Below are 18,607 nucleotides of genomic sequence, written 5' to 3' on the forward strand. Positions count from 1 at the left end.
AATTATTTCAGTCACTTGATTGGATTTTTCATATTTACACAAATTAAACCCTCCATTCAGCCCCTTGCCTGTTACACCATAACGTCTATACTGAACCCATCTCTCCGAACAAGGAACCAAAACATGAAAACTACCCGACTGTTCACCCTGACTACTGCCGCGCTGCTTTCTTCAGCCATCGGCTTTGCACAAGCCGGCGCAGTGGACGCCCTGAAAAAATTCAATAATGACGCCGACGGTATCAGCGGCAACTTCAGCCAAACCGTTCACAGCAAAAAGAAAACCCAAACCACACACGGTACATTCAAAATCCTGCGCCCGGGCTTGTTCAAATGGGAATACACCAAACCCTACAAACAAACCATCGTTGGCGACGGCAAAACCATTTGGCTCTATGACGTAGATTTGGCGCAAGTAACCAAGTCCTCACAAGACCAAACCATCGGCGACAGCCCTGCCGCCATCCTCTCCAACAAAACAGCATTGGACAGCAGCTACACGCTGAAAGAAGATGGTTCTGCCAACGGTATCGACTATGTTTTGGCTACGCCTAAGAAAAACAACGCCGGCTATCAATACATCCGCATCGGCTTTAAAGGCGAAAACCTCGCCGCCATGCAGCTGAAAGACAGCTTCGGCAACCAAACCAGCATCAGCTTCAGCGGTTTGAACACCAAGCCTAACCTTTCCAGCGGTATGTTCAAATTCACTCCTCCTAAAGGCGTTGATGTCTTGAGCAACTAAGCTTCTAATAAAACACAAAGGCCGTCTGAACAACAGACGGCCTTTTATTTAGTTCAATTCAACATCAAACACACTGTTACTTTTGACCTTGAATGGCAGCGGCAATTTTTTCTGCGCCTTTTTTCGCCCAGTCTGCCTGCTTGGCTTCCACCATCACACGCACGACAGGCTCGGTACCGGAAGCACGCAAGACCACGCGGCCTTTGCCTTCGAGTTCTTTTTCCACTTCAGCCAAAGCCTCTTTGGAAGCATCCTGCCAGTTTTGGCCTTTTTTGATGCGGACGTTAATCATGGTTTGCGGATACGGCTGCCAATCGGCGCAAACGGTGGCAAGGTCTTGATTCAAGGTTTGCAATGCCGCCAAGACTTGCAGCGCGGAAATGATGCCGTCGCCGGTATTGTGTTTGTCCATGCACAAAATATGGCCGCTGGCTTCGCCGCCAACCAGCCAACCGCGTTGATGGAGCTGTTCCAACACATAGCGGTCGCCCACTTTGGCGCGGCAGAAATCAACGCCCTGCTCTTTCAAAGCAATTTCCATCGCCATATTGGTCATCACTGTACCCACCACGCCGCCGATTTCCACACCTTCGTGCGCGCGTGCTTTGGCAATCACATAAATCAGGCTGTCGCCGTCATACACTTTGCCATTGCGGTCAACCATCATCAAACGGTCGCCATCGCCATCCAAGGCAATGCCGTAATCGGCTTCATTTTGCAACACAGCCGCTTGCAAAGCTTTCGGATGGGTTGCACCACATTTCTCATTGATGTTGTAGCCGTTTGGCTCATCACCGATACTGACTACTTGCGCACCCAATTCGTGGAATACTTTAGGCGCAACTGCATAGCCTGCACCATTGGCGGTATCGACCACTAATTTCAGACCGCGCAAGTCCAAATGGCTTGGGAAAGTGGATTTACAGAACTCGATATAGCGGTCATCCGCACCATTAATCCGGCGCGCGCGGCCCAAACGGCCGGACGGCTGGGTTTTCATTTCTTCATCGATTTTGGCTTCGATTTCCAACTCGATTTCATCGCTCAGCTTCACACCGCCTTCAGCAAAGAATTTAATGCCGTTGTCGGAATAAACGTTATGGGAAGCAGAAATCATCACACCGGCAGACAAACGCAAAGCGCGGGTCAGATACGCTACGCCCGGGGTTGGCAGAGGGCCGGTTTGAATAACATTGACACCGGCGGCAGTAAAGCCGGCAATCAGCGCGGCTTCCAGCATATAGCCTGAAATACGCGTGTCTTTACCGATTAATACGGTCGGTTTAATTTCACCTTCATGCTGTACCAAAACCTGACCTGCCGCATAACCCAATTTCAAGACAAAATCAGGATTGATAGGGAATTGACCGACTTCGCCGCGAACACCGTCAGTACCGAAATATTTTTTTGCCATGAGATAACTCCGTGATTGTTTTGTCGTATGTGAATATGGTTGAACTTCTTTAAAAGAATATTGTGTTTGAAGGCCGTCTGAATCTTTCAGACAAACCATAATCTACTACTTACGTATTATAGCAAGATCAGGCCTTCCTGCACGAAAAAAGCGCATCCTATGCAGAATGCGCTTTCTATTCGAGATTTAAAGTCAAATTTTAGAATTTAGCACCAGATTGATTAGCCATGTAATCAACTGCAGCTTTCACTTCATCGTCGCTCAGGCTGCCGTTACCGCCTTTGGCAGGCATGGCGTTAAAGCCTTCGAGTGCGTGTTTGTGCAGGGTATCTTTACCTTGTTTGATACGAGGAGCCCAGTCTTCTTTTTTGCCTACATGAGGAATACCGGGAACCGCACCACCGTGACATGCTTGGCAGTTGGCTTCGTAAACTTTTTTACCGTCTGCACCGCCGGCAGCTGCGCCTTTGTCTTCAGCTTTGGCAGCATCTGCTTTAGGAGCATCGGCAGGAGCCGCACCCTCAGCAGCAGGAGCTGAAGCAGCTTCGCCGGAAGCAGCGGCATCGGCAGGAGCCGCAGCATCAGGATCAGGGAAAGTACCGCCGGCTTTGTTGGCCATATAAGTAATCACGCGTTTCAATTCTTGATCGGTCAAATCAGCCGCACCGCCTTTGGCAGGCATTGCGTTGAAACCGTTCAAAGCGTGTTGGAACAAAGTATCAAAACCTTGGGCGATACGAGGAGCCCAATCGCCTTTGTTTTCAAATTTAGGCGCATTAGGAACAATGCTGTCCGCCGCGTGACATTGGATACAGATTTTGTTGAAAATCTGGTCGCCTTGACGTTCGCCGACAGGGATGCCGTCGCCCAGTTTGAGTTGGCCGACTGGCTGGATACGGGTTTGAGTCGCAGCTTCGGTTGTTTCGTTAACATCGCCGAATGAACCGCTTCCCGCCAATTTGATCAGGAAGAAAATCACTGCAATAACAATAACGATACCGCTCACAAGGGTGAACAATGCAGAGCCTTGGGCTTTGTGGTCGCGGAGTTGTTTCATTTGGTAGGCCTCGCCGTTAGGTTAGGTTGTGCTGTAAGTTATAGTTTATATGTTAAACGCAATTAACAATATTTTGCTGGATTATACTGAATTCGCAAAGGCTTTCCAATCCATCTTGAGAAAAAGATACGCAAAAATCCTCAAAAAGGCCGTCTGAAATCTATAAGCCTTTGTAGTTAATTGATTATTCCAGCCATGCAAAAAAGTGACCGCCAATGCCACTTTCAGACACTTTCAAGATAAACTTTGCCAATAGAGCCAATATGCGTTAACCTTACGGCTTCCGCACCCATAGCTCAGTTGGAAGAGTGTCAGTTTCCGAAGCTGGAGGTCACAGGTTCGATCCCTGTTGGGTGCGCCAATTATAAAGAGGCCGTCTGAAAGATGAAAATTTTTCAGACGGCCTTTTGATTTACTTCAAATAAAACTACATTCAATTTCAGATTGAACGGCTATTGCAACACTTTGGCAAATGCCTCGGCCACATAATCGATATTCGATGCATTCAAACCGGCCACACACATCCTGCCCGAATCAAGCAGATAAACGGCAAACTCGTCACGCAGGCGGTGTACCTGCTCTACGGTCAGGCCTGTATAGCTGAACATGCCGCGCTGTTTGATGAAATAGCTGAAATCGCGATTGGGGATTTTGGCCGTCAAAACATCATAAAGTTTCTGACGCATGGCACGGATGCGGTCGCGCATGGCGTAAACCTCGTTTTCCCACAAAGCGCGCAAATCATCGCTGTTCATCACATCAGAAGCAATATATGCACCATGTGCGGCGGGGCTGGAATAAATGCGGCGGACGGTAAATTTCAACTGTCCAAACACCAGCTCTGCTTCTTCCTTATTGGGACACACTACGCTCAAACCACCGACGCGCTCGCCGTACAGCGACAGGTTTTTCGAGAAAGAGTTGCTGACAAACAAAGGCAGGCCCATTTCGACGGCTTTATGGATTGCATAGGCATCACTGTCCAAATCCTCGCCGAAACCTTGATAGGCAATATCCATAAACGGAATCAGCTTGTGCGTTTTGATGATGTCCAACACTTCATCCCATTGCGCTTGCGACATATCTACGCCGGTCGGGTTTTGGCAACATGGATGCAAAATCAAGACGCTGTTTTCCGGCAATGTTTTGAAAAACGCAGTCATTTCTTCAAATTTCACGTCGACGGTTTCAGGGTTGTAATAAGGATACGTCCCCACTTCAAAACCTGCGCCTTCAAAAATGCCTTTATGATTGTCCCAAGTCGGATCGCTGACATAGGCTTTTGCATCAGGGAACCACCGGTGCAAAAAGTCGGCACCGACTTTCAACGCCCCCGAGCCGCCTAAAGTCTGTACGGTCGCAACACGCTCTTCTGCCAATGCCGGATTATCCTTGCCAAACAACAAACGCTGAACCGCGCCTCGATAAGTGTCCAAACCTTCCATCGGCAGATAAGGCGATAGTCGCGGTACGGCCGCACGCTCTGCTTCTGCTCGGCGGACAGATTCCAAAACCGGCATTTTGCCTTCGTCATCAAAATAAATGCCTATGCTCAAATTGACTTTTTCAGGACGCTCGTCGCGCTTGAAGGTTTCAACCAAACTCAAAATCGGGTCACCCGGATAATACTCGACATGACGGTACATGGTGCTTCCTTTGTTTTCAGACAGAATGATGAAGATTGTGGCACTAAAAGGTCTTATTTGCAAAATCAGGCCGTCTGAAAAATTCAGACGGCCTGATTATTTTTAAACGCTACCAATCTACCCGTTTCAAATCATTTTGCGCCAATACATCCGCATGCTCGCTGCGGCTTTGATATTCCCTGTCCTGCAAAATGCGGTGGGCGACATAATTCAAATGCAGCTTGGCCGCTTCAGCAGCCTCTGCCGGTTTGGCCTGGGCAACGGCTTCAAAAATAGCGCGGTGCTGGGCAATCAATGTCGGGCGCGGGTCTTCGGTTTGATGGATATAGATAATGCCGCTGCGTGTTTGCTGATAAAGCATTTTGAGCAGGCTGCTGGAAAGGTGGCTGAATAGGATATTGTGTGCAGCATCGGCAATGGTTTGATGGAAGCTGACGTCTGCTTCGGCCTGATGCTCCAAATTTCCGCTTTCACAAGCCGTTTCAAACTTCTGCCTCCAAAAGTCAATGCGTTTCAAATCGGCGTCAGTCCGTCTTTCGGCAGCCAGCGCCGCCATACAGCCTTCAACATGACAGCTAAAATCGAATACGTCTGTTTCCCAATTGGTATGTTTGCCGAGCAACTCCTGCCAGCTTTGTAAAAAATCCTGTTGCGGCTTGACGGAAACATAATAGCCATCGCCCTGCCGCGCTTCCAAAACCTGCTTGGCAATCAAGATATTCAATGCCACCCTGACCGACGGACGCGATACACCGAATTCTTCCGCAAGCGTACGTTCGGGAGGCAATTTACTGCCTTCTTCATAAATGCCGGTAGCGATACGTTCTTCCAAAACGGATAAAACCTGATCGCTGATTTTTTGCGGACGAACCAATTTCGTCATGTTGTATTCCTGATGATTGAAGGACAGTTTTATTCAGACGGCCATAAATTGGATTGACCAATTGGCCGCCCATTCTAATCAATCCCCTATTTTTTCGTCAAGAAATGTTATCAAATCGCAACATCAATAGAAAATCATAAGCAAATGACGCTTTCTATACCAAATATCTTCTTGCTTTCAGTTAAATAATTAAATTAATGAAATTCCCAATAATCAAGTTTAAACCCATATTGGCATTTTTCATTAACTACTTAAAAAGAATCAGATTTTGTCATCACTGGTATAACCAAATCACGAACCAGCAAAACATGCAGATAATAATGATAAATATTGATATAAGTTAAAAACAGTATGTTTTAATTTTACTAAACTTTGTATATACTACTTAAGTATTACTCGACATGACGCTTAATAATAGAGAGAAACCACATGAAATACCCACCATTACTTATCTTGCCTATCGTCTTAGCCGTATCCCAAGCATGGGCAGACACTGACCCTGTACCTGAAGAAACAGTTACCCTTTCCCCTGTCACCGTTACCGGCACGCAACAAGAAAAAGCCAACCGCGTTACTTTCAACCCCAAAGCTGCTTTGCAACCCCTCCCTGCCGGTGACGGGGCAGACCTTTTGCAATCCGTGCCTAATATGAGCATCATCCGCAAAGGCGGCAGCTCGGGCGATCCGCTGTTCCGTGGCTTGGGCGGCTCGCGCCTCTCCGTCAATGCCGACGACCAGTTTATTTATGGCGGTTGCGGTATGCGCATGGATCCGCCGACTGCCTATATCCACCCAAACTCATTTGATCAAGTCGTGGTCACTAAAGGCCCGCAAACCGTTACCCAAGGTATGGGCTTGGTCAGCGGCTCGGTGCAATTTATCCGTAAAGATCCTGATTTTACTGAAAAACCTTATAACATTAACGCCACTCTGACAGCAGGTAGCAACGACCGCCTTGACGGCTCGCTGGAAGCCGAGTTCGGCAGCAAATACGGCTATGTCCGCACCAATATCTCCCATAACGAAGCCGACGACTACAAAGACGGCGACGGCAATCGCATTCATTCCAACTTCAAACGCGACAGCCAAATGTTGCAACTGGGTGTTACCCCGACAGAAAACACCACCATTGCCGGTACATACGAGCGCAGCAGGGCCAAGGTTGCCTACGCCGACCGCATGATGGACGGCAGCAAATTCGACCGTGATGCGTGGAACATCCGCTTTACCCAACGCAACCTCACTCCATGGTTCAGCGAGTTGGAACTGCGCTACGGTAAAAGCGAAATCGACCACATGATGGACACATACAGCCTGCGTACCATCTACGACCGTGCCGGCAAGCAGATTAAAAATGCCAACAACCCTAAACGCAATACCGATACAGGCCGTCTGAAAGCCACTTTCGACTGGGACAAGCTCAACCTGCAAACCGGTTTGGATTATCTGGACGACGTCCACGTCGCACGCATGGAGCGTGGTGGCGACGGCTACAGCCACAAGCCTTACATGCCCAACCAAAGTTTCAAACAATGGGGTATTTTCACCGAAGCCTCTTGGCAGCAAACCGACAATCAACGCTGGGTAGCAGGTTTGCGCCATGACCAAGTCAAAGCGCATTACGATACCGCACGCGTGACCACCCCCGTTTTGAAACATCAAAAATTCAATTTGAACTCAGGATTCCTGCGCTGGGAAAGAAATACGGACAACGGCCTGAAATACTATGCCGGCTTCGGTATTGCCGAACGCGCACCTGACTACTGGGAACGCCTGCAATCTGAAAACAAAGCCATCCGCGCAGAGCAAAACCGACAAATCGATGCAGGTGTAATCTGGAAACGTCCTAATCTCCACGCTTCCGTATCCGTATTCGGCAGCGACATCAAAGACTTCATCATGATGGAGCGCCAAGGCAAGAATTTCGGCGTGCGCAACATCAACGCTTCACGCTTTGGCGGCGAAGCCGAAGTCAAATGGACATTTGCGCCTAACTGGGAAGTCGGCACCAGCCTCGCCTACACCCACGGCAAAAACCGTACCGACGGCAAACCTTTGGCACAAACGCCGCCACTCGAGTGGAACAACACCCTCGCCTTTGACAACGGCAAATTCAGCGCGGGCGCATTATGGCGCGTCGTGGCCAAACAAAACCGTTACAGCAAAGGCCAAGGCAATATCGTCGGCCAAGACATCGGCGCTTCTTCGGGCTTTGGCGTACTCTCGCTCAACGCCGGTTGGAAATTCAGCAAATACGCCACATTGCAAGGCGGCGTGGACAACGTATTCAACAAAACCTATGCTGAATTCGTCAGCCGTGGTGGCGACCCGTCTGCCGGTACTCAAACCATGCGCGTGAACGAACCCGGCCGTACTGCATGGCTGAGACTGCAAGCGAAGTTCTAATCAACCTCGCTATATAAAAAGGCCGTCTGAAAAATTTTCAGACGGCCTTGATACTTTTTAATGATATTTTTAAACAAACAGTCCGGCGAAGCAATGTAACGCCGGACTGTTTGTTCACTATCGAATTAAATCAAACCCAAAGAGTTGATGAACACCACAATAATCGCAATCGGCGCAAGATAGCGCAACACGCCCAGCCACACACAAAGCAGGTTTTTCGGAATGGTGCTACCCATGCCTGCATCGCGCAGGACAGACTGTTTGTCCTGAACCCATGATGTAAACACGGCAACGCTCAATGCGCCAATCGGCATGATGACGGCAGAAATAATGAAATCCCACAAGTCAAAAATGGTTTTGCCGAAAATTTTAAAATCGCTCCATACTCCAAAAGACAGCGCTGAAGGAATGCCGACCACAAAAATCGCAATACCGATTATCCAAGCATGGCTGCTGCGCTTTTTCTCGTCTTGGCGGATGGTTGCCGCGATGACGGTTTCCAACATGGAAAACGCGGAAGTCAGCGTGGCAAAAACAACCAACAGCATAAACACGGCAAATAAATACGTACCCATCGGCATTTTCATGAAGACCGCAGGTAATACGACAAAAATCAAACCAGGGCCTTGACCGGGTTCAAAGCCGAAGGCAAATACCGCAGGAAAAATCACCAAACCGGCCAGCAGGGAAACAAACAGGTTCATCCACATAATCATATGGCCGGAGCGGAACATATCCTGATCCTTACCCAAATACGAAGCATAGGTAATCATCGCGGACACGCCGATACTCAACGCAAAAAATGCCTGCCCCAAAGCAGTCAGCATCGTGCCGGGCTTCAAATACGACCAATCCGGTTTCAACAAAAATGCCACGCCGTTCATTGCGCCGGGCAAAGTCAGCGAACGGATAGCCAGTGCGATAAAGAGGATAAACAAACCCGGCATCAATACGCGGTTTGCCTTTTCAATGCCGTCTGAAATGCCGCCTTTGACCACCCAAATGGTAATCAGCATGAACAAACCTTGGTAAAACAGCGAGCCAAACGGTGAAGAAATCGTATTTTCAAACAGGGCCTTAAAGTCTGCACCAACGTGAATTTCGCCGGTAAAACTGTGTACCACATAGTTTAATACCCAGCCGCCGACCACGCTGTAAAACGACAGCAAAATAAAACACGCGGCCACACCCATGCGGCCAACCCACGGCCACTGCGAACCGGGGCGCAATACTTTGAAGGAGTCGATGGCGTTTTTACCGCCCGTACGGCCGATATAAAACTCGGCCAATTGAACCGGCAAAGCCACCAAAATCGTAAAAATCAAAAACAAAAGAAAAAATACAGCGCCACCGTTTGTACCGGCCGTATAAGGGAATTTCCAAATTGCACCCAAACCGATGGCCGAGCCTGCCGCAGCAAGCACAAAGCCGATTTTGGATGACCAAGACGAATGGTTGCTCATGATGTAATATTAAGAAACGTGAAGATGCCAAATTGTAACAGGGTGAAGTCAAGCCGTGAGTGGCTGACGGACAGCCGATAAGCAATTCGCACGGATGGTGCGTACTTACCAAGCAAATTAGCATGAATTCTTGATAATTAAACTTTTAATAGCATAAATTTTATTTTTATATTTTAAATTTGACGGTTTATTTTAAAAATAAGCATATAAAAGGCCGTCTGAAACCTTGTTTTTAAGGTTTCAGACGGCCTTTATCCTTAAGCCGCTTTATTTTTTCATGGCATCGGTCAAAACTTTGACATTGTAGCGGTACATACCGATGTAGCTGTTAGCCGGTGCGCCACCCAATGCATCTGAATACAAACGTCCGCTGACATTGACGCCAGTTTCTTTGGCAATACGGTCAATCATACGCGTGTCTTTGATGTTTTCAGTAAAGACGGCCTTAATGCCCTCGCGTTTGATTTGGCGGATGATGGAAGCCACTTGTTTGGCAGACGGCTCGGCCTCACTGCTCACGCCTTGTGGGGCGATAAATTCAATATTGTAGCGTTTACCCATGTAAGAGAACGCATCGTGTCCGGTCAAGACTTTACGCTTGGCGGCAGGCACGGCATTAAAGGCAGCCTGCGCATCGCTGTGCAATTTTTTCAGCTGCATTTGATAGTTGCCCAAACGTTGCTGATAGTAGGTTTTGCCTTCAGGGTCGGCTTGAATCAAAGCATTGGCAACGTTTTGCGCATAAGTGCCCATCAGGACGGGGTCGGTCCAAACGTGCGGGTCAAACTCGCCGTGATCGTGATGATGGCCTTCGTGATCGTGGTCATGATGATGGCCGCCCTCTTCTGCTTTCAAAGCCTGAATGCCTTTGGTCGCTTCGGCAAAAGGAACTTTGCTCTGTTTGACTGCGCGCTGTACGTCAGCAGCTTCCAAGCCCAAGCCGTTGAGCAATACCAATTTGGCACTGCGGATTTTTTTGATGTCGCCACTGGTCATGTGGTAGGCATGGCTGTCTTGGTTTGCGCCCACCAAGCTTTGTACGGCCACACGGTCGCCGCCAATCTGTTTGGCCACATCGCCCAAAATGCTGAAGCTGGTCACAACAGGCAAAGGAGCGGCATAAGCGGCACCGGTCAATAATGCGGCAACAATGCCGAGTTTCCAATGTTTCATATTCTCTCCAGTGATATAACGTAACATTAACATCATCATAAGACAGACCGCCTGATTATTCAAGCGGCCGTCTGAAAAATTATGCCGTGCGGTGTTTCTTGCGGCGCAGCCATTTTGCCAAAATGCCGCCCTCCCAACCGAACACGACGGAAATCAGGTAAAGCGTGCCGCAGCATAAAATAATCGCAGGGCCGGACGGGATTTCGATATGGTAGGAAAACAACAGTCCTGCCAAGCCGCAAAGCAAAGCCAATGCGACAGACAAAATCATCAGCCAACCCATGCTTCTCGCCCACAGTCTGGCAGTAATCGCCGGCAACATCATCAAGCCTACCGACATCAGCGTACCCAATGCCTGAAAACCGGCAACCAGATTCATCACGACCAGCACCAAAAACAACACATGCCAAAAACCGCCCTTACCGCCGACAGCCTTGAGGAACAAAGGGTCTATGCTTTCCAACACCAGCGGGCGGAACATGACCGCCATCAGCAAAATGGTGACACTCGCGGAAACGGCAATCAGCTGCAAAGCCGAAATATCCACCGCCAACACCGAGCCAAACAGCAAATGCAGCAAATCGACGCTGCTGCCGTTTTTACTGACCAAAACCACGCCGATGGCAAGGCTGCTCAAATAAAATGCGGCAAAGTTCGCATCCTCTTTCAATGAAGTAAACCGGCTGACCAAACCTGCCAACAAAGCCATCAGCAAACCGGCCGCAAAACCGCCGACACTCATCGCAGGTAAACTCAAGCCGGCAAACATATAGCCAATGGCCGCACCGGGCAAAACCGCATGGCTCAAGGCGTCGCCCACCAAACTCATGCGGCGCATCACCAAAAACACACCGACAGGAGCCGCGCTCAACGCCAGGCAGAAAATCGACGCCAAGGCATAGCGCATAAAGTCAAATTCGGCGAACGGCGCAACGACCAAATCATATAAATCCATGTTTTATCGCTTTTTTATTAATCTCTGAAAGCCTTAGGTCGTCTGAAAACACTTACTTTCAGACGGCCTTGTCCATTAAACCGCGCACCAATCGGCCGCTTCCTGTTTCTGCATCATTCGGTTGGCCTGTGCCAAAAATTCATCGGTCAACACATTTTCCGTCGCACCGGCAGTCACTTTTTCACGCGCCAAAAGCAGCGTGTTGGCAAAATATGCCCTCACCTGCTCGTAATCATGCAACACGGCAATCACAGCCTGACCGTCCTGATGGCATTGGCGCAAAACTTCCAACAGCGCATAAGTCGTCCGTGCATCCACCGCATTAAATGGTTCGTCCAGCAGCAAAAATTTGGCATCCTGCACCAGCATCCGCGCGAATAATACACGTTGGAACTGGCCATTGGACAAGTGCGCAATTTGGCGCGTGGCAAAATCTTGCATTTCCACGCGTTCCAAAGCCGCCATCACGCGCTTTTTCTGCGCCGCGTTCACGCGTCCGAAAAAGCCGATTTCATACCACAGCCCCATCGCCGCCAGTTCAAACACCGTCATCGGCTGGCTGCGGTCAATATCCGACTGCTGCGGCAGATAGGCAATGTCCTTGCGCGCCATATTTTCATAGCGCACGCTGCCCGTGTCCGTCTTCTGCAAGCCCATAATGGCCTTGAGCAGGGTAGATTTGCCCGCGCCGTTCGGCCCGAAAATCGTCCACATCTTGCCATCTTCAAACACCATATCGACATGGTGCACCACCGGCCTGCGCTGATAGCTGACCGTCAGATTTTCCACCACGATACTCATGGCGATACCGCCCAAAAATATACAGCCCACAACGCCGCCAATGCGACAAGCGCAATCAGCAGCCTTTGCAGCAATCCGGTCAACAATACAGAATTCATAAGCCTAAAACCGCCCTTGCCCGAATACGGACAACAGGCCGTCTGAAAGAAAATTAAAACATTAAAATGATACTGTATAACGTTAACCCTGTAAATTTCTTTCGTTTTCAGACGGCATCGGGCAAAAAGCCGAATATCGGTTACAATCCGTTTTTTATTTGATGATTGCCCTATGTCTATTCCACTCTTAAACGAAAAACTCAATACCGAAACCGCCCGCATTTCATGGGAAGAGCTGCAACCCCACTTCGCACGCGGTGCCGCCGTCTATGTTGCGCCTGATTTGGATTTGATTGCCGTCGCCCGCCATGTTGCCGAAGATGAAGCCGCACCATTGAAACAATGGATGGAACAAGGCAAATTCGGTGCCGTCAGCGATGATATGGCACGCACATTTTTAGCGGATAAGCAGGAAATGTGGGCGGTCGTCGTGGCGCCGTGGGTATTGGTACAGCCTTGCAAAGACTGATGAGGCCGTCTGAAAAAACAAAACCGGAACATTTCGCATGTTCCGGTTTTATTTTTTCAGACGGCCTATTGCAAAGTAAAGCCTGCTTTGAATTCAAGCTTCGGCACCCCGATAACGAAACGTTTGCCGATGCTGTCTTCAAATTCATAAGCGCCTTCGATGCTGCCCCAAGGCGTGCTGATTTGCGAACCGCTGTGGTACTCATAGGCTTCGCCCGGGTACAAAACAGGTTGCTCTTCAATCAGACCGGCATGACCGACCTGCTCTGTCTCACCGTGTCCGTCGGTGATTTCCCAAAAACGCTGACGCAAAGTAATGATTTCATCACTGCGGTTGCAGATGGTAATCAGATAATTGAAGGCATAGCGGTCACGATAGACGTCGCTCTGACCGGCCATATAACGCGGCTCCACGTTAATCTCGATTTCATTCATAATTGTTTACCCCGTATGGTATTTATTTTATTTCAATCCGGATAATTCCGGCGTGCCCGCCCTATTTTTGCAAAGGGTCGAAACACTTAAAACGCATCACGCAATCCAATAAAACAGGCCCAAGACCATCAAGGTCATCACAGCCGCAATCAAATCATCAAGCATAATGCCTAAACCTCCATGAATCCGCCGGTCAAACCATTTGATCGGCCATGGTTTCAACGCATCAAACAAGCGGAAAATAATAAAAGCCTCCAGCCACCAGCTCAATTTAAACGGAATCAGCGACAGCACCAACAGCATTGCGACAATTTCATCCCAGACGATACCGCCGTAATCCTGAATGCCCAGTTCCCTCTCGGTATAACCGCAAATACGGATACCCCAGAAAAACAAGGCGATACATAATAAAAGCAATATCCAGCCGTCTATGCCCAACAGGCACAATACAAAAGCCAGAGGTAATGCTGCCAGCGTTCCGGCCGTACCCGGCGCAACCGGCGACAAGCCGCTGCCGAAACCGAATCCTAAAAAACACAATGGTTTTTGCAACAGCCAAGAAAAAGTAGGTTTACGTTCAGCCAAAATGATCAAATCCTAAAGAAGTCAGTTCCAATACGCCGCCTTCGGCATCTAAAATATTCAGACGGCCTGAGTCGGTAATTTTACCAATTCGGGCGACCGGTACGCCACTTTGTTCCGCTGCCTGACAAACACGTTCCCTGTCTTCTGGAGCGGCAGTAAAAATCAGTTCGTAATCATCGCCGCCGGCCAATACCGCCGACAACCATTGTTCGCGCGACAACACATTTTTCAATTCAGGCAACGATGGCACACAATCGGCAAATATTTCCGCCCCGACAGCAGAGGCTTTCAAAATATGCCCCATATCTTGAGCCAGGCCGTCTGAAACATCTTGCGCGGCATGGGCAAACGGCAGCAATGCCTGACCCAATGAAACGCGCGGTTCCGGACGGAGCAATTTATCATCGCAAACTGCCATGATTTCAGACGGCAATTGATAATGCCCCAGATGTTTGTTCAAAGCAGCGGCAGCCAAACCCAACCGACCCGATACCCAAATATCGTCGCCGACTTCAGCCACATCACGCCGCAAGGCACGCCCTGTCGGAACTTCACCTACTATCGTTACATTAAAGACCAAATCGCCTTTGGTGGTATCGCCACCAATCAACACCGTATCAAAACGCACAGCCAAAGCAAAAAAGCTATCGCAAAAGCGTTTGAGCCAATCTTGATTCAATTCAGGCAACGCAGCACTGAGCAACACCCAACGCGGCTTGGCACCCATAGCGGCCATATCGGATAAATTTACTGCAAGCATTTTCCATGCCAAATCTTCGGGTAAAACATCTTCAAAAAAATGTCTGCCTTTGACCAACATATCAGCGCTAAAACATAAATCAAATCCGTTACTTGGGCGAATAATAGCGGCATCGTCCCCTATGCCCAAAATCAGACCTTCCGATTTTTGTCGCTGCAAATATTGTCTGATAAAGTCAAATTCCGTCATATTTATCCAATATAACTATAACTTAGATTACCATATCTAATTTTGTGCCAGCTTAATGTTTGTCTGTTAACACGTCAAACATCAAACTTCAACATTATTTAGATATAAAACTCAATAAGTTAAAGGCCGTCTGAAAATATAAATTTCAGACGGCCTCATGTTTTCAAACCACTCTGAGCAGGTATATTTACAGATAGACGATTTCACCTGTCCGCCCCCTGCTCTCTTGGCTTGCCCACCAAATAAATTGCGGCAGGACATCTTCGTAGTTTTTACGTTCACTCTTCGATTCGCCCGGATGAGATTTAATACGTTGCGGCGAATTGATGGCACCCGGAACCAAAACATTGGCACGCAGGTTGTCAAAACGTTCCCACTCATCCGCAGCCACTTTACACAAATAATTGAGCGCGGCTTTGGAAGCACCGAAACCGCCCCAATAGGCTTGCGGTTTCTCGCCGTGGCTTTCGCCGACAAAAATCACAGAAGCGTCTTCGGATTGCTTCAACAATGGGAACAACGCACGGGTCAAGCCCATAGGCGCAACGGTATTGATACGGTATTGGTTGACCCATTCCGATACGGTTTGGAAGTCCAATGGCGACAAGGCATAGAAATAGCTGGCGCAATGCACCACGCCATCCAATTTTCCGCCGGTTGCTTCATCAATAGTTTCCGCAAATTGCTTAAACTCTTTCTCCTCCGCGCTCATCAAATCAAAGCAAATGGCAAACGGCTCAGGGCTGCCCGCAGCCACAATGGCATCATATACTTTTTCCAAACGCTTTTGATGACGCGCCACCAAAATGACAGTCGCTCCGGCAGCCGCATAGGCTTTGGCAACCTGCTCGCCCAAGCCTTGGGATGCGCCGGTAATCAAGATGGTTTTGTTCGCTAATGTCGTCATGACTTTTCCTTGAACTTTATGGTTTCGGATATTGTATCGGCTTGGTAAGTTTTGTAAAGTCAAAAAGGCCGTCTGAACATTCAGACAGCCTCAGTTTATTCAAACCGCAAATCCAGCATAAGCTTTTCAGCCGCGGCAAAGCCTGACTGAACCGCAGCCTCCAATGTTGCCGGATAGCGCGGATGGAGATAGTCGCCGGCCGGATAAATACGGCGATGGTGCAGCCATGAGAAATCAGGTTGTATAAAATCAACCGTTGCAGCCGTAGTCGCGCGTTTTTCCGTAATAATGCGTACGGCTTCGGGCTTATCCAAATCCGGACAAACCCGCTTAATGTCCGCATGAACTTTCTCGGCCAAATCTTTATCCTTCCAAGCCTCAGTACAATCGGAAACGCTGATAACGACTGCGACTTCATTATCCGGCAAGCCCAACGTCCCCCGATGTAGCACCCATTGCGCCGTACCATCGGCAAACCCGGTTAAAGGTGCAGGCAGTTTGACTGCTTGGGCATAACGCAAATAAACCGTGGTAATCGCATGATAGTGCAACGATTGATAGGCCGTCTGAATATAGTTAGGCGTATCTTCAGGCAGAAGTGCGTCAACATGATATGGCGCAACAGCCAAAATCACCGCATCAAATACTTCGCCATTGATTTCAATTCGGCCATCAATATGATGGTTTAAATGTGAAACACGAGTTTCAAGATATATCTTTGCACCATGTTTGTGCAGAAAATCCAAAGCCGGTTTAGCTACGAGCCGCCCTAAATCCTGCTTAGGCAAAAGATAATCGCTGTTCGCCTTTTCAGACCACACGCCATCATTCAATACATTACATAAAATACGCAACGATGCCTGTTCTAACGGCGTATTTAAAGCCCCCCAAACCAAAGGTTGCCAAAATTGGCCAAGCAGGCTGCGGGGAACATTTCGTGTTCTCAACCACTTTGCAACCGTCAAATCGGTTTTATGATGAGCTGCCCAACGTCGCAATGCCGACATATCCGACAGAAATTTGATTTTCAATGAAAAAGAAAGATTTTTAGCACGCAGGATGCCGACAAGCAAATGCCAAGGCGCAGGCAGAGAGGCCGTCTGAAACTGTAATCCTTCATGGATGTACCATCGCAAAGGCTGGCGTAAAAAGGCTGATTCAGGTTGAACGCCAATATGTTGCATCAAAGTTTGAACACCATGATACGCACCCAACAAGATATGCTGCCCATTATCCAAAAAGCTGAATCCATCATCTTTTCCGGACAAGGGACGCGCCCTACCGCCAGCCTGTCTCCCGGCCTCAAACAAAGAAATATCGGCTCGATGAATCAGGGAAACCGCCGCAGACAAACCTGCCCAACCGGCACCAATCACAGCAATTTTTGGACGCTTCGTATTCATGGTTTAAATCCAAACAGCCAAGTTTTCAAAGCAATACGTTTTTTACGGGGAGAAGGAATCGCAATTTTATAAGTCAACACATTTTGCGCACCATCACGGTCGATTTCATTCAACAACGTATAATAAATAGTCGCCATAATCAGGCCGACTTTTTGAGATTTCTTATCTTCAGCCGGCAGAAGTAACATCGCTTCACGATAAGTTTCACGCGCCCTATTCACTTGAAATTGCATCAATTTTGCAAAATTGTCTGTCGGTTTGCACTGCATAATTACGTTGGCAGGTACGTCAAACTTCTGCATTTCCTCTATAGGCAGATAAATTCTTCCCTGCCGCGCATCTTCGCCCACATCGCGAATAATGTTCGTCAACTGCAAAGCCAAGCCCATTTTGTCCGCATATTCCAAAGTTTTCGGATTGGAAAAACCTAAAATCCGCGCAATAAGACAACCCACCACCCCGGCAACACGGTAGCAATACAGCTTTAATTCATCAAAACCACCATAACGAGCCTGCTCCAAATCCATCTGCATACCATCAATCAAAGCTTCAAATTCATTCTTCGGCAAGTCAAAATTTACCCGAATATCTTTTAAAGCTTGATGAACGGGATGCTCAGGCATCTCATTATTAAATACTTTCTCCAAATCACTGCGCCACCAATTTAACGTTATCTGAGCTACATTTGGATCGGTACAGCCATCAACCACATCATCTAGTTCGCGACAAAAAGCGTATAAAACAGTGATCGCATTCCGTTTTTCTAGCGATAAAAAACGAAAGCCGGATAAAAAACTGGAATGGCTTTCTGCAGCCTTTTGATGACAATAATCCAAAGCAAGCACTGTGTATCCTAAAAATATCGTTATAAATAATTAACAGGGATTTTATCTGTATTTAAAAAAGTACGCCAATATCAAAAAATAATCTTACAACAAGGCCGTCTGAAAACTAATCTTAAGTATCTTTCAGACGGCCTAGCCAATATCGAAGCCACCAACATCACCACCAACAGCTGTATCAAAGAGTAGCCCCTCTGCACAGTTGCCCTATTCCGTTTTCCATCAAATACATTTAAGTACATCTCTTTATTCCCTTTATCTTTTATATCCTCATCCGACAAGAGGCTATCCATTTATCCCTTTACCCAATGTAAAGTCTCCATTTGTCCAGGTCTTCATTCCCGGCCCCATACAAAGCCGCCCGTCAACCCGAACCGC

At 48.2% G+C, this 18,607-nt stretch carries 17 protein-coding genes and 1 tRNA gene; 4 read left to right on the top strand and 14 right to left on the bottom strand.

Annotated elements, in window-relative coordinates; genetic code table 11:
• Window positions 1-123 precede the first annotated feature (123 nt).
• Complete coding sequence (gene lolA, locus ACTHTA_RS07770; RefSeq protein ID WP_313971261.1) at window positions 124-744, top strand: outer membrane lipoprotein chaperone LolA; 621 nt, start codon at window positions 124-126, stop codon at window positions 742-744.
• 76 nt (window positions 745-820) lie between these two features.
• On the opposite strand, the gene glmM is transcribed toward lolA, so the two are convergent.
• Both glmM and ACTHTA_RS07780 read right to left on the bottom strand, forming a co-directional pair.
• Window positions 821-2,158, bottom strand: coding sequence for a phosphoglucosamine mutase (glmM, locus tag ACTHTA_RS07775; RefSeq protein WP_313971262.1), 1,338 nt, complete (start codon window positions 2,156-2,158; stop codon window positions 821-823).
• Window positions 2,159-2,357: 199 nt separating this feature from the next.
• Window positions 2,358-3,215, bottom strand: a complete 858-nt coding sequence (locus tag ACTHTA_RS07780) for a c-type cytochrome (RefSeq protein WP_308887811.1) — start codon at window positions 3,213-3,215, stop codon at window positions 2,358-2,360.
• A 285-nt stretch (window positions 3,216-3,500) separates the two neighbouring features.
• On the opposite strand from ACTHTA_RS07780, the gene ACTHTA_RS07785 reads away from it, so the two are divergent.
• A tRNA-Arg gene (locus ACTHTA_RS07785) sits at window positions 3,501-3,576 on the top strand.
• 91 nt (window positions 3,577-3,667) lie between these two features.
• On the opposite strand, the gene ACTHTA_RS07790 is transcribed toward ACTHTA_RS07785, so the two are convergent.
• Both ACTHTA_RS07790 and ACTHTA_RS07795 read right to left on the bottom strand, forming a co-directional pair.
• Window positions 3,668-4,861 (bottom strand): amino acid aminotransferase, encoded by a 1,194-nt coding sequence (locus ACTHTA_RS07790; protein ID WP_308887810.1) that lies wholly within the window; start codon window positions 4,859-4,861, stop codon window positions 3,668-3,670.
• 109 nt (window positions 4,862-4,970) lie between these two features.
• Window positions 4,971-5,744, bottom strand: a complete 774-nt coding sequence (locus ACTHTA_RS07795) for a FadR/GntR family transcriptional regulator (protein ID WP_308887809.1) — start codon at window positions 5,742-5,744, stop codon at window positions 4,971-4,973.
• 429 nt (window positions 5,745-6,173) lie between these two features.
• Here ACTHTA_RS07795 and ACTHTA_RS07800 point away from each other — a divergent pair, with 429 nt between their 5' ends.
• On the top strand, window positions 6,174-8,150 hold the full coding sequence (locus ACTHTA_RS07800; protein ID WP_440364420.1) for a TonB-dependent copper receptor: 1,977 nt from the start codon (window positions 6,174-6,176) through the stop codon (window positions 8,148-8,150).
• A gap of 125 nt (window positions 8,151-8,275) precedes the next feature.
• Here the strand turns inward: ACTHTA_RS07800 and ACTHTA_RS07805 are convergent, their stop codons facing one another.
• From ACTHTA_RS07805 to ACTHTA_RS07820, 4 genes are all read right to left on the bottom strand, one after another.
• Window positions 8,276-9,613, bottom strand: coding sequence for a sodium-dependent transporter (locus ACTHTA_RS07805; protein WP_308887807.1), 1,338 nt, complete (start codon window positions 9,611-9,613; stop codon window positions 8,276-8,278).
• Between the two features lie 267 nt (window positions 9,614-9,880).
• Complete coding sequence (locus tag ACTHTA_RS07810) at window positions 9,881-10,786, bottom strand: metal ABC transporter solute-binding protein, Zn/Mn family (RefSeq protein WP_049336292.1); 906 nt, start codon at window positions 10,784-10,786, stop codon at window positions 9,881-9,883.
• Between the two features lie 79 nt (window positions 10,787-10,865).
• Entirely contained in the window at window positions 10,866-11,741 is an 876-nt protein-coding gene (locus tag ACTHTA_RS07815; protein WP_308887805.1) for a metal ABC transporter permease, read from the bottom strand.
• Window positions 11,742-11,816: 75 nt separating this feature from the next.
• Window positions 11,817-12,542: a metal ABC transporter ATP-binding protein gene (locus ACTHTA_RS07820; RefSeq protein ID WP_070607635.1), complete on the bottom strand. Its 726-nt coding sequence runs from the start codon at window positions 12,540-12,542 to the stop codon at window positions 11,817-11,819.
• A gap of 270 nt (window positions 12,543-12,812) precedes the next feature.
• On the opposite strand from ACTHTA_RS07820, the gene ACTHTA_RS07825 reads away from it, so the two are divergent.
• Complete coding sequence (locus ACTHTA_RS07825; RefSeq protein WP_049323125.1) at window positions 12,813-13,109, top strand: DUF2288 domain-containing protein; 297 nt, start codon at window positions 12,813-12,815, stop codon at window positions 13,107-13,109.
• 65 nt (window positions 13,110-13,174) lie between these two features.
• On the opposite strand, the gene apaG is transcribed toward ACTHTA_RS07825, so the two are convergent.
• The 6 genes from apaG to hpnD all read right to left on the bottom strand — a co-directional run bounded on the left by apaG (window position 13,175) and on the right by hpnD (window position 18,232).
• Window positions 13,175-13,543, bottom strand: a complete 369-nt coding sequence (apaG, locus tag ACTHTA_RS07830) for a Co2+/Mg2+ efflux protein ApaG (RefSeq protein ID WP_049350701.1) — start codon at window positions 13,541-13,543, stop codon at window positions 13,175-13,177.
• Between the two features lie 96 nt (window positions 13,544-13,639).
• Window positions 13,640-14,128 carry a phosphatidylglycerophosphatase A family protein gene (locus ACTHTA_RS07835; RefSeq protein WP_296186176.1) on the bottom strand — a complete coding sequence of 163 codons (489 nt, stop codon included), beginning with the start codon at window positions 14,126-14,128 and terminating at the stop codon, window positions 13,640-13,642.
• The gene (thiL, locus tag ACTHTA_RS07840; RefSeq protein ID WP_308887803.1) at window positions 14,121-15,077 is read right to left on the bottom strand and encodes a thiamine-phosphate kinase; all 957 of its coding nucleotides are present in this window, start codon (window positions 15,075-15,077) and stop codon (window positions 14,121-14,123) included. Before thiL ends, ACTHTA_RS07835 begins: the two co-directional genes overlap by 8 nt.
• A gap of 187 nt (window positions 15,078-15,264) precedes the next feature.
• Window positions 15,265-15,984, bottom strand: a complete 720-nt coding sequence (locus ACTHTA_RS07845; protein ID WP_003682583.1) for an SDR family oxidoreductase — start codon at window positions 15,982-15,984, stop codon at window positions 15,265-15,267.
• A gap of 95 nt (window positions 15,985-16,079) precedes the next feature.
• On the bottom strand, window positions 16,080-17,387 hold the full coding sequence (gene hpnE / locus ACTHTA_RS07850; protein WP_308887802.1) for a hydroxysqualene dehydroxylase HpnE: 1,308 nt from the start codon (window positions 17,385-17,387) through the stop codon (window positions 16,080-16,082).
• On the bottom strand, window positions 17,384-18,232 hold the full coding sequence (gene hpnD, locus ACTHTA_RS07855; protein WP_308887801.1) for a presqualene diphosphate synthase HpnD: 849 nt from the start codon (window positions 18,230-18,232) through the stop codon (window positions 17,384-17,386). Before hpnD ends, hpnE begins: the two co-directional genes overlap by 4 nt.
• Window positions 18,233-18,607: the final 375 nt, after the last annotated feature.

Origin of the sequence: Neisseria sp. P0013.S005 (assembly GCF_051958425.1) — a bacterium.
Lineage (GTDB): Bacteria > Pseudomonadota > Gammaproteobacteria > Burkholderiales > Neisseriaceae > Neisseria > Neisseria subflava.

Coding starts and splice junctions, on each gene's coding strand:
- ACTHTA_RS07790 (WP_308887810.1), bottom strand. CDS start 4,861: ATGTACCGTCATGTCGAGTATTATCCGGGTGACCCGATTTTGAGTTTG.
- ACTHTA_RS07825 (WP_049323125.1), top strand. CDS start 12,813: ATGTCTATTCCACTCTTAAACGAAAAACTCAATACCGAAACCGCCCGC.
- ACTHTA_RS07780 (WP_308887811.1), bottom strand. CDS start 3,215: ATGAAACAACTCCGCGACCACAAAGCCCAAGGCTCTGCATTGTTCACC.
- thiL (WP_308887803.1), bottom strand. CDS start 15,077: ATGACGGAATTTGACTTTATCAGACAATATTTGCAGCGACAAAAATCG.
- ACTHTA_RS07810 (WP_049336292.1), bottom strand. CDS start 10,786: ATGAAACATTGGAAACTCGGCATTGTTGCCGCATTATTGACCGGTGCC.
- ACTHTA_RS07845 (WP_003682583.1), bottom strand. CDS start 15,984: ATGACGACATTAGCGAACAAAACCATCTTGATTACCGGCGCATCCCAA.
- apaG (WP_049350701.1), bottom strand. CDS start 13,543: ATGAATGAAATCGAGATTAACGTGGAGCCGCGTTATATGGCCGGTCAG.
- hpnE (WP_308887802.1), bottom strand. CDS start 17,387: ATGAATACGAAGCGTCCAAAAATTGCTGTGATTGGTGCCGGTTGGGCA.
- lolA (WP_313971261.1), top strand. CDS start 124: ATGAAAACTACCCGACTGTTCACCCTGACTACTGCCGCGCTGCTTTCT.
- ACTHTA_RS07800 (WP_440364420.1), top strand. CDS start 6,174: ATGAAATACCCACCATTACTTATCTTGCCTATCGTCTTAGCCGTATCC.
- ACTHTA_RS07815 (WP_308887805.1), bottom strand. CDS start 11,741: ATGGATTTATATGATTTGGTCGTTGCGCCGTTCGCCGAATTTGACTTT.
- ACTHTA_RS07795 (WP_308887809.1), bottom strand. CDS start 5,744: ATGACGAAATTGGTTCGTCCGCAAAAAATCAGCGATCAGGTTTTATCC.
- glmM (WP_313971262.1), bottom strand. CDS start 2,158: ATGGCAAAAAAATATTTCGGTACTGACGGTGTTCGCGGCGAAGTCGGT.
- ACTHTA_RS07805 (WP_308887807.1), bottom strand. CDS start 9,613: ATGAGCAACCATTCGTCTTGGTCATCCAAAATCGGCTTTGTGCTTGCT.
- ACTHTA_RS07820 (WP_070607635.1), bottom strand. CDS start 12,542: ATGAGTATCGTGGTGGAAAATCTGACGGTCAGCTATCAGCGCAGGCCG.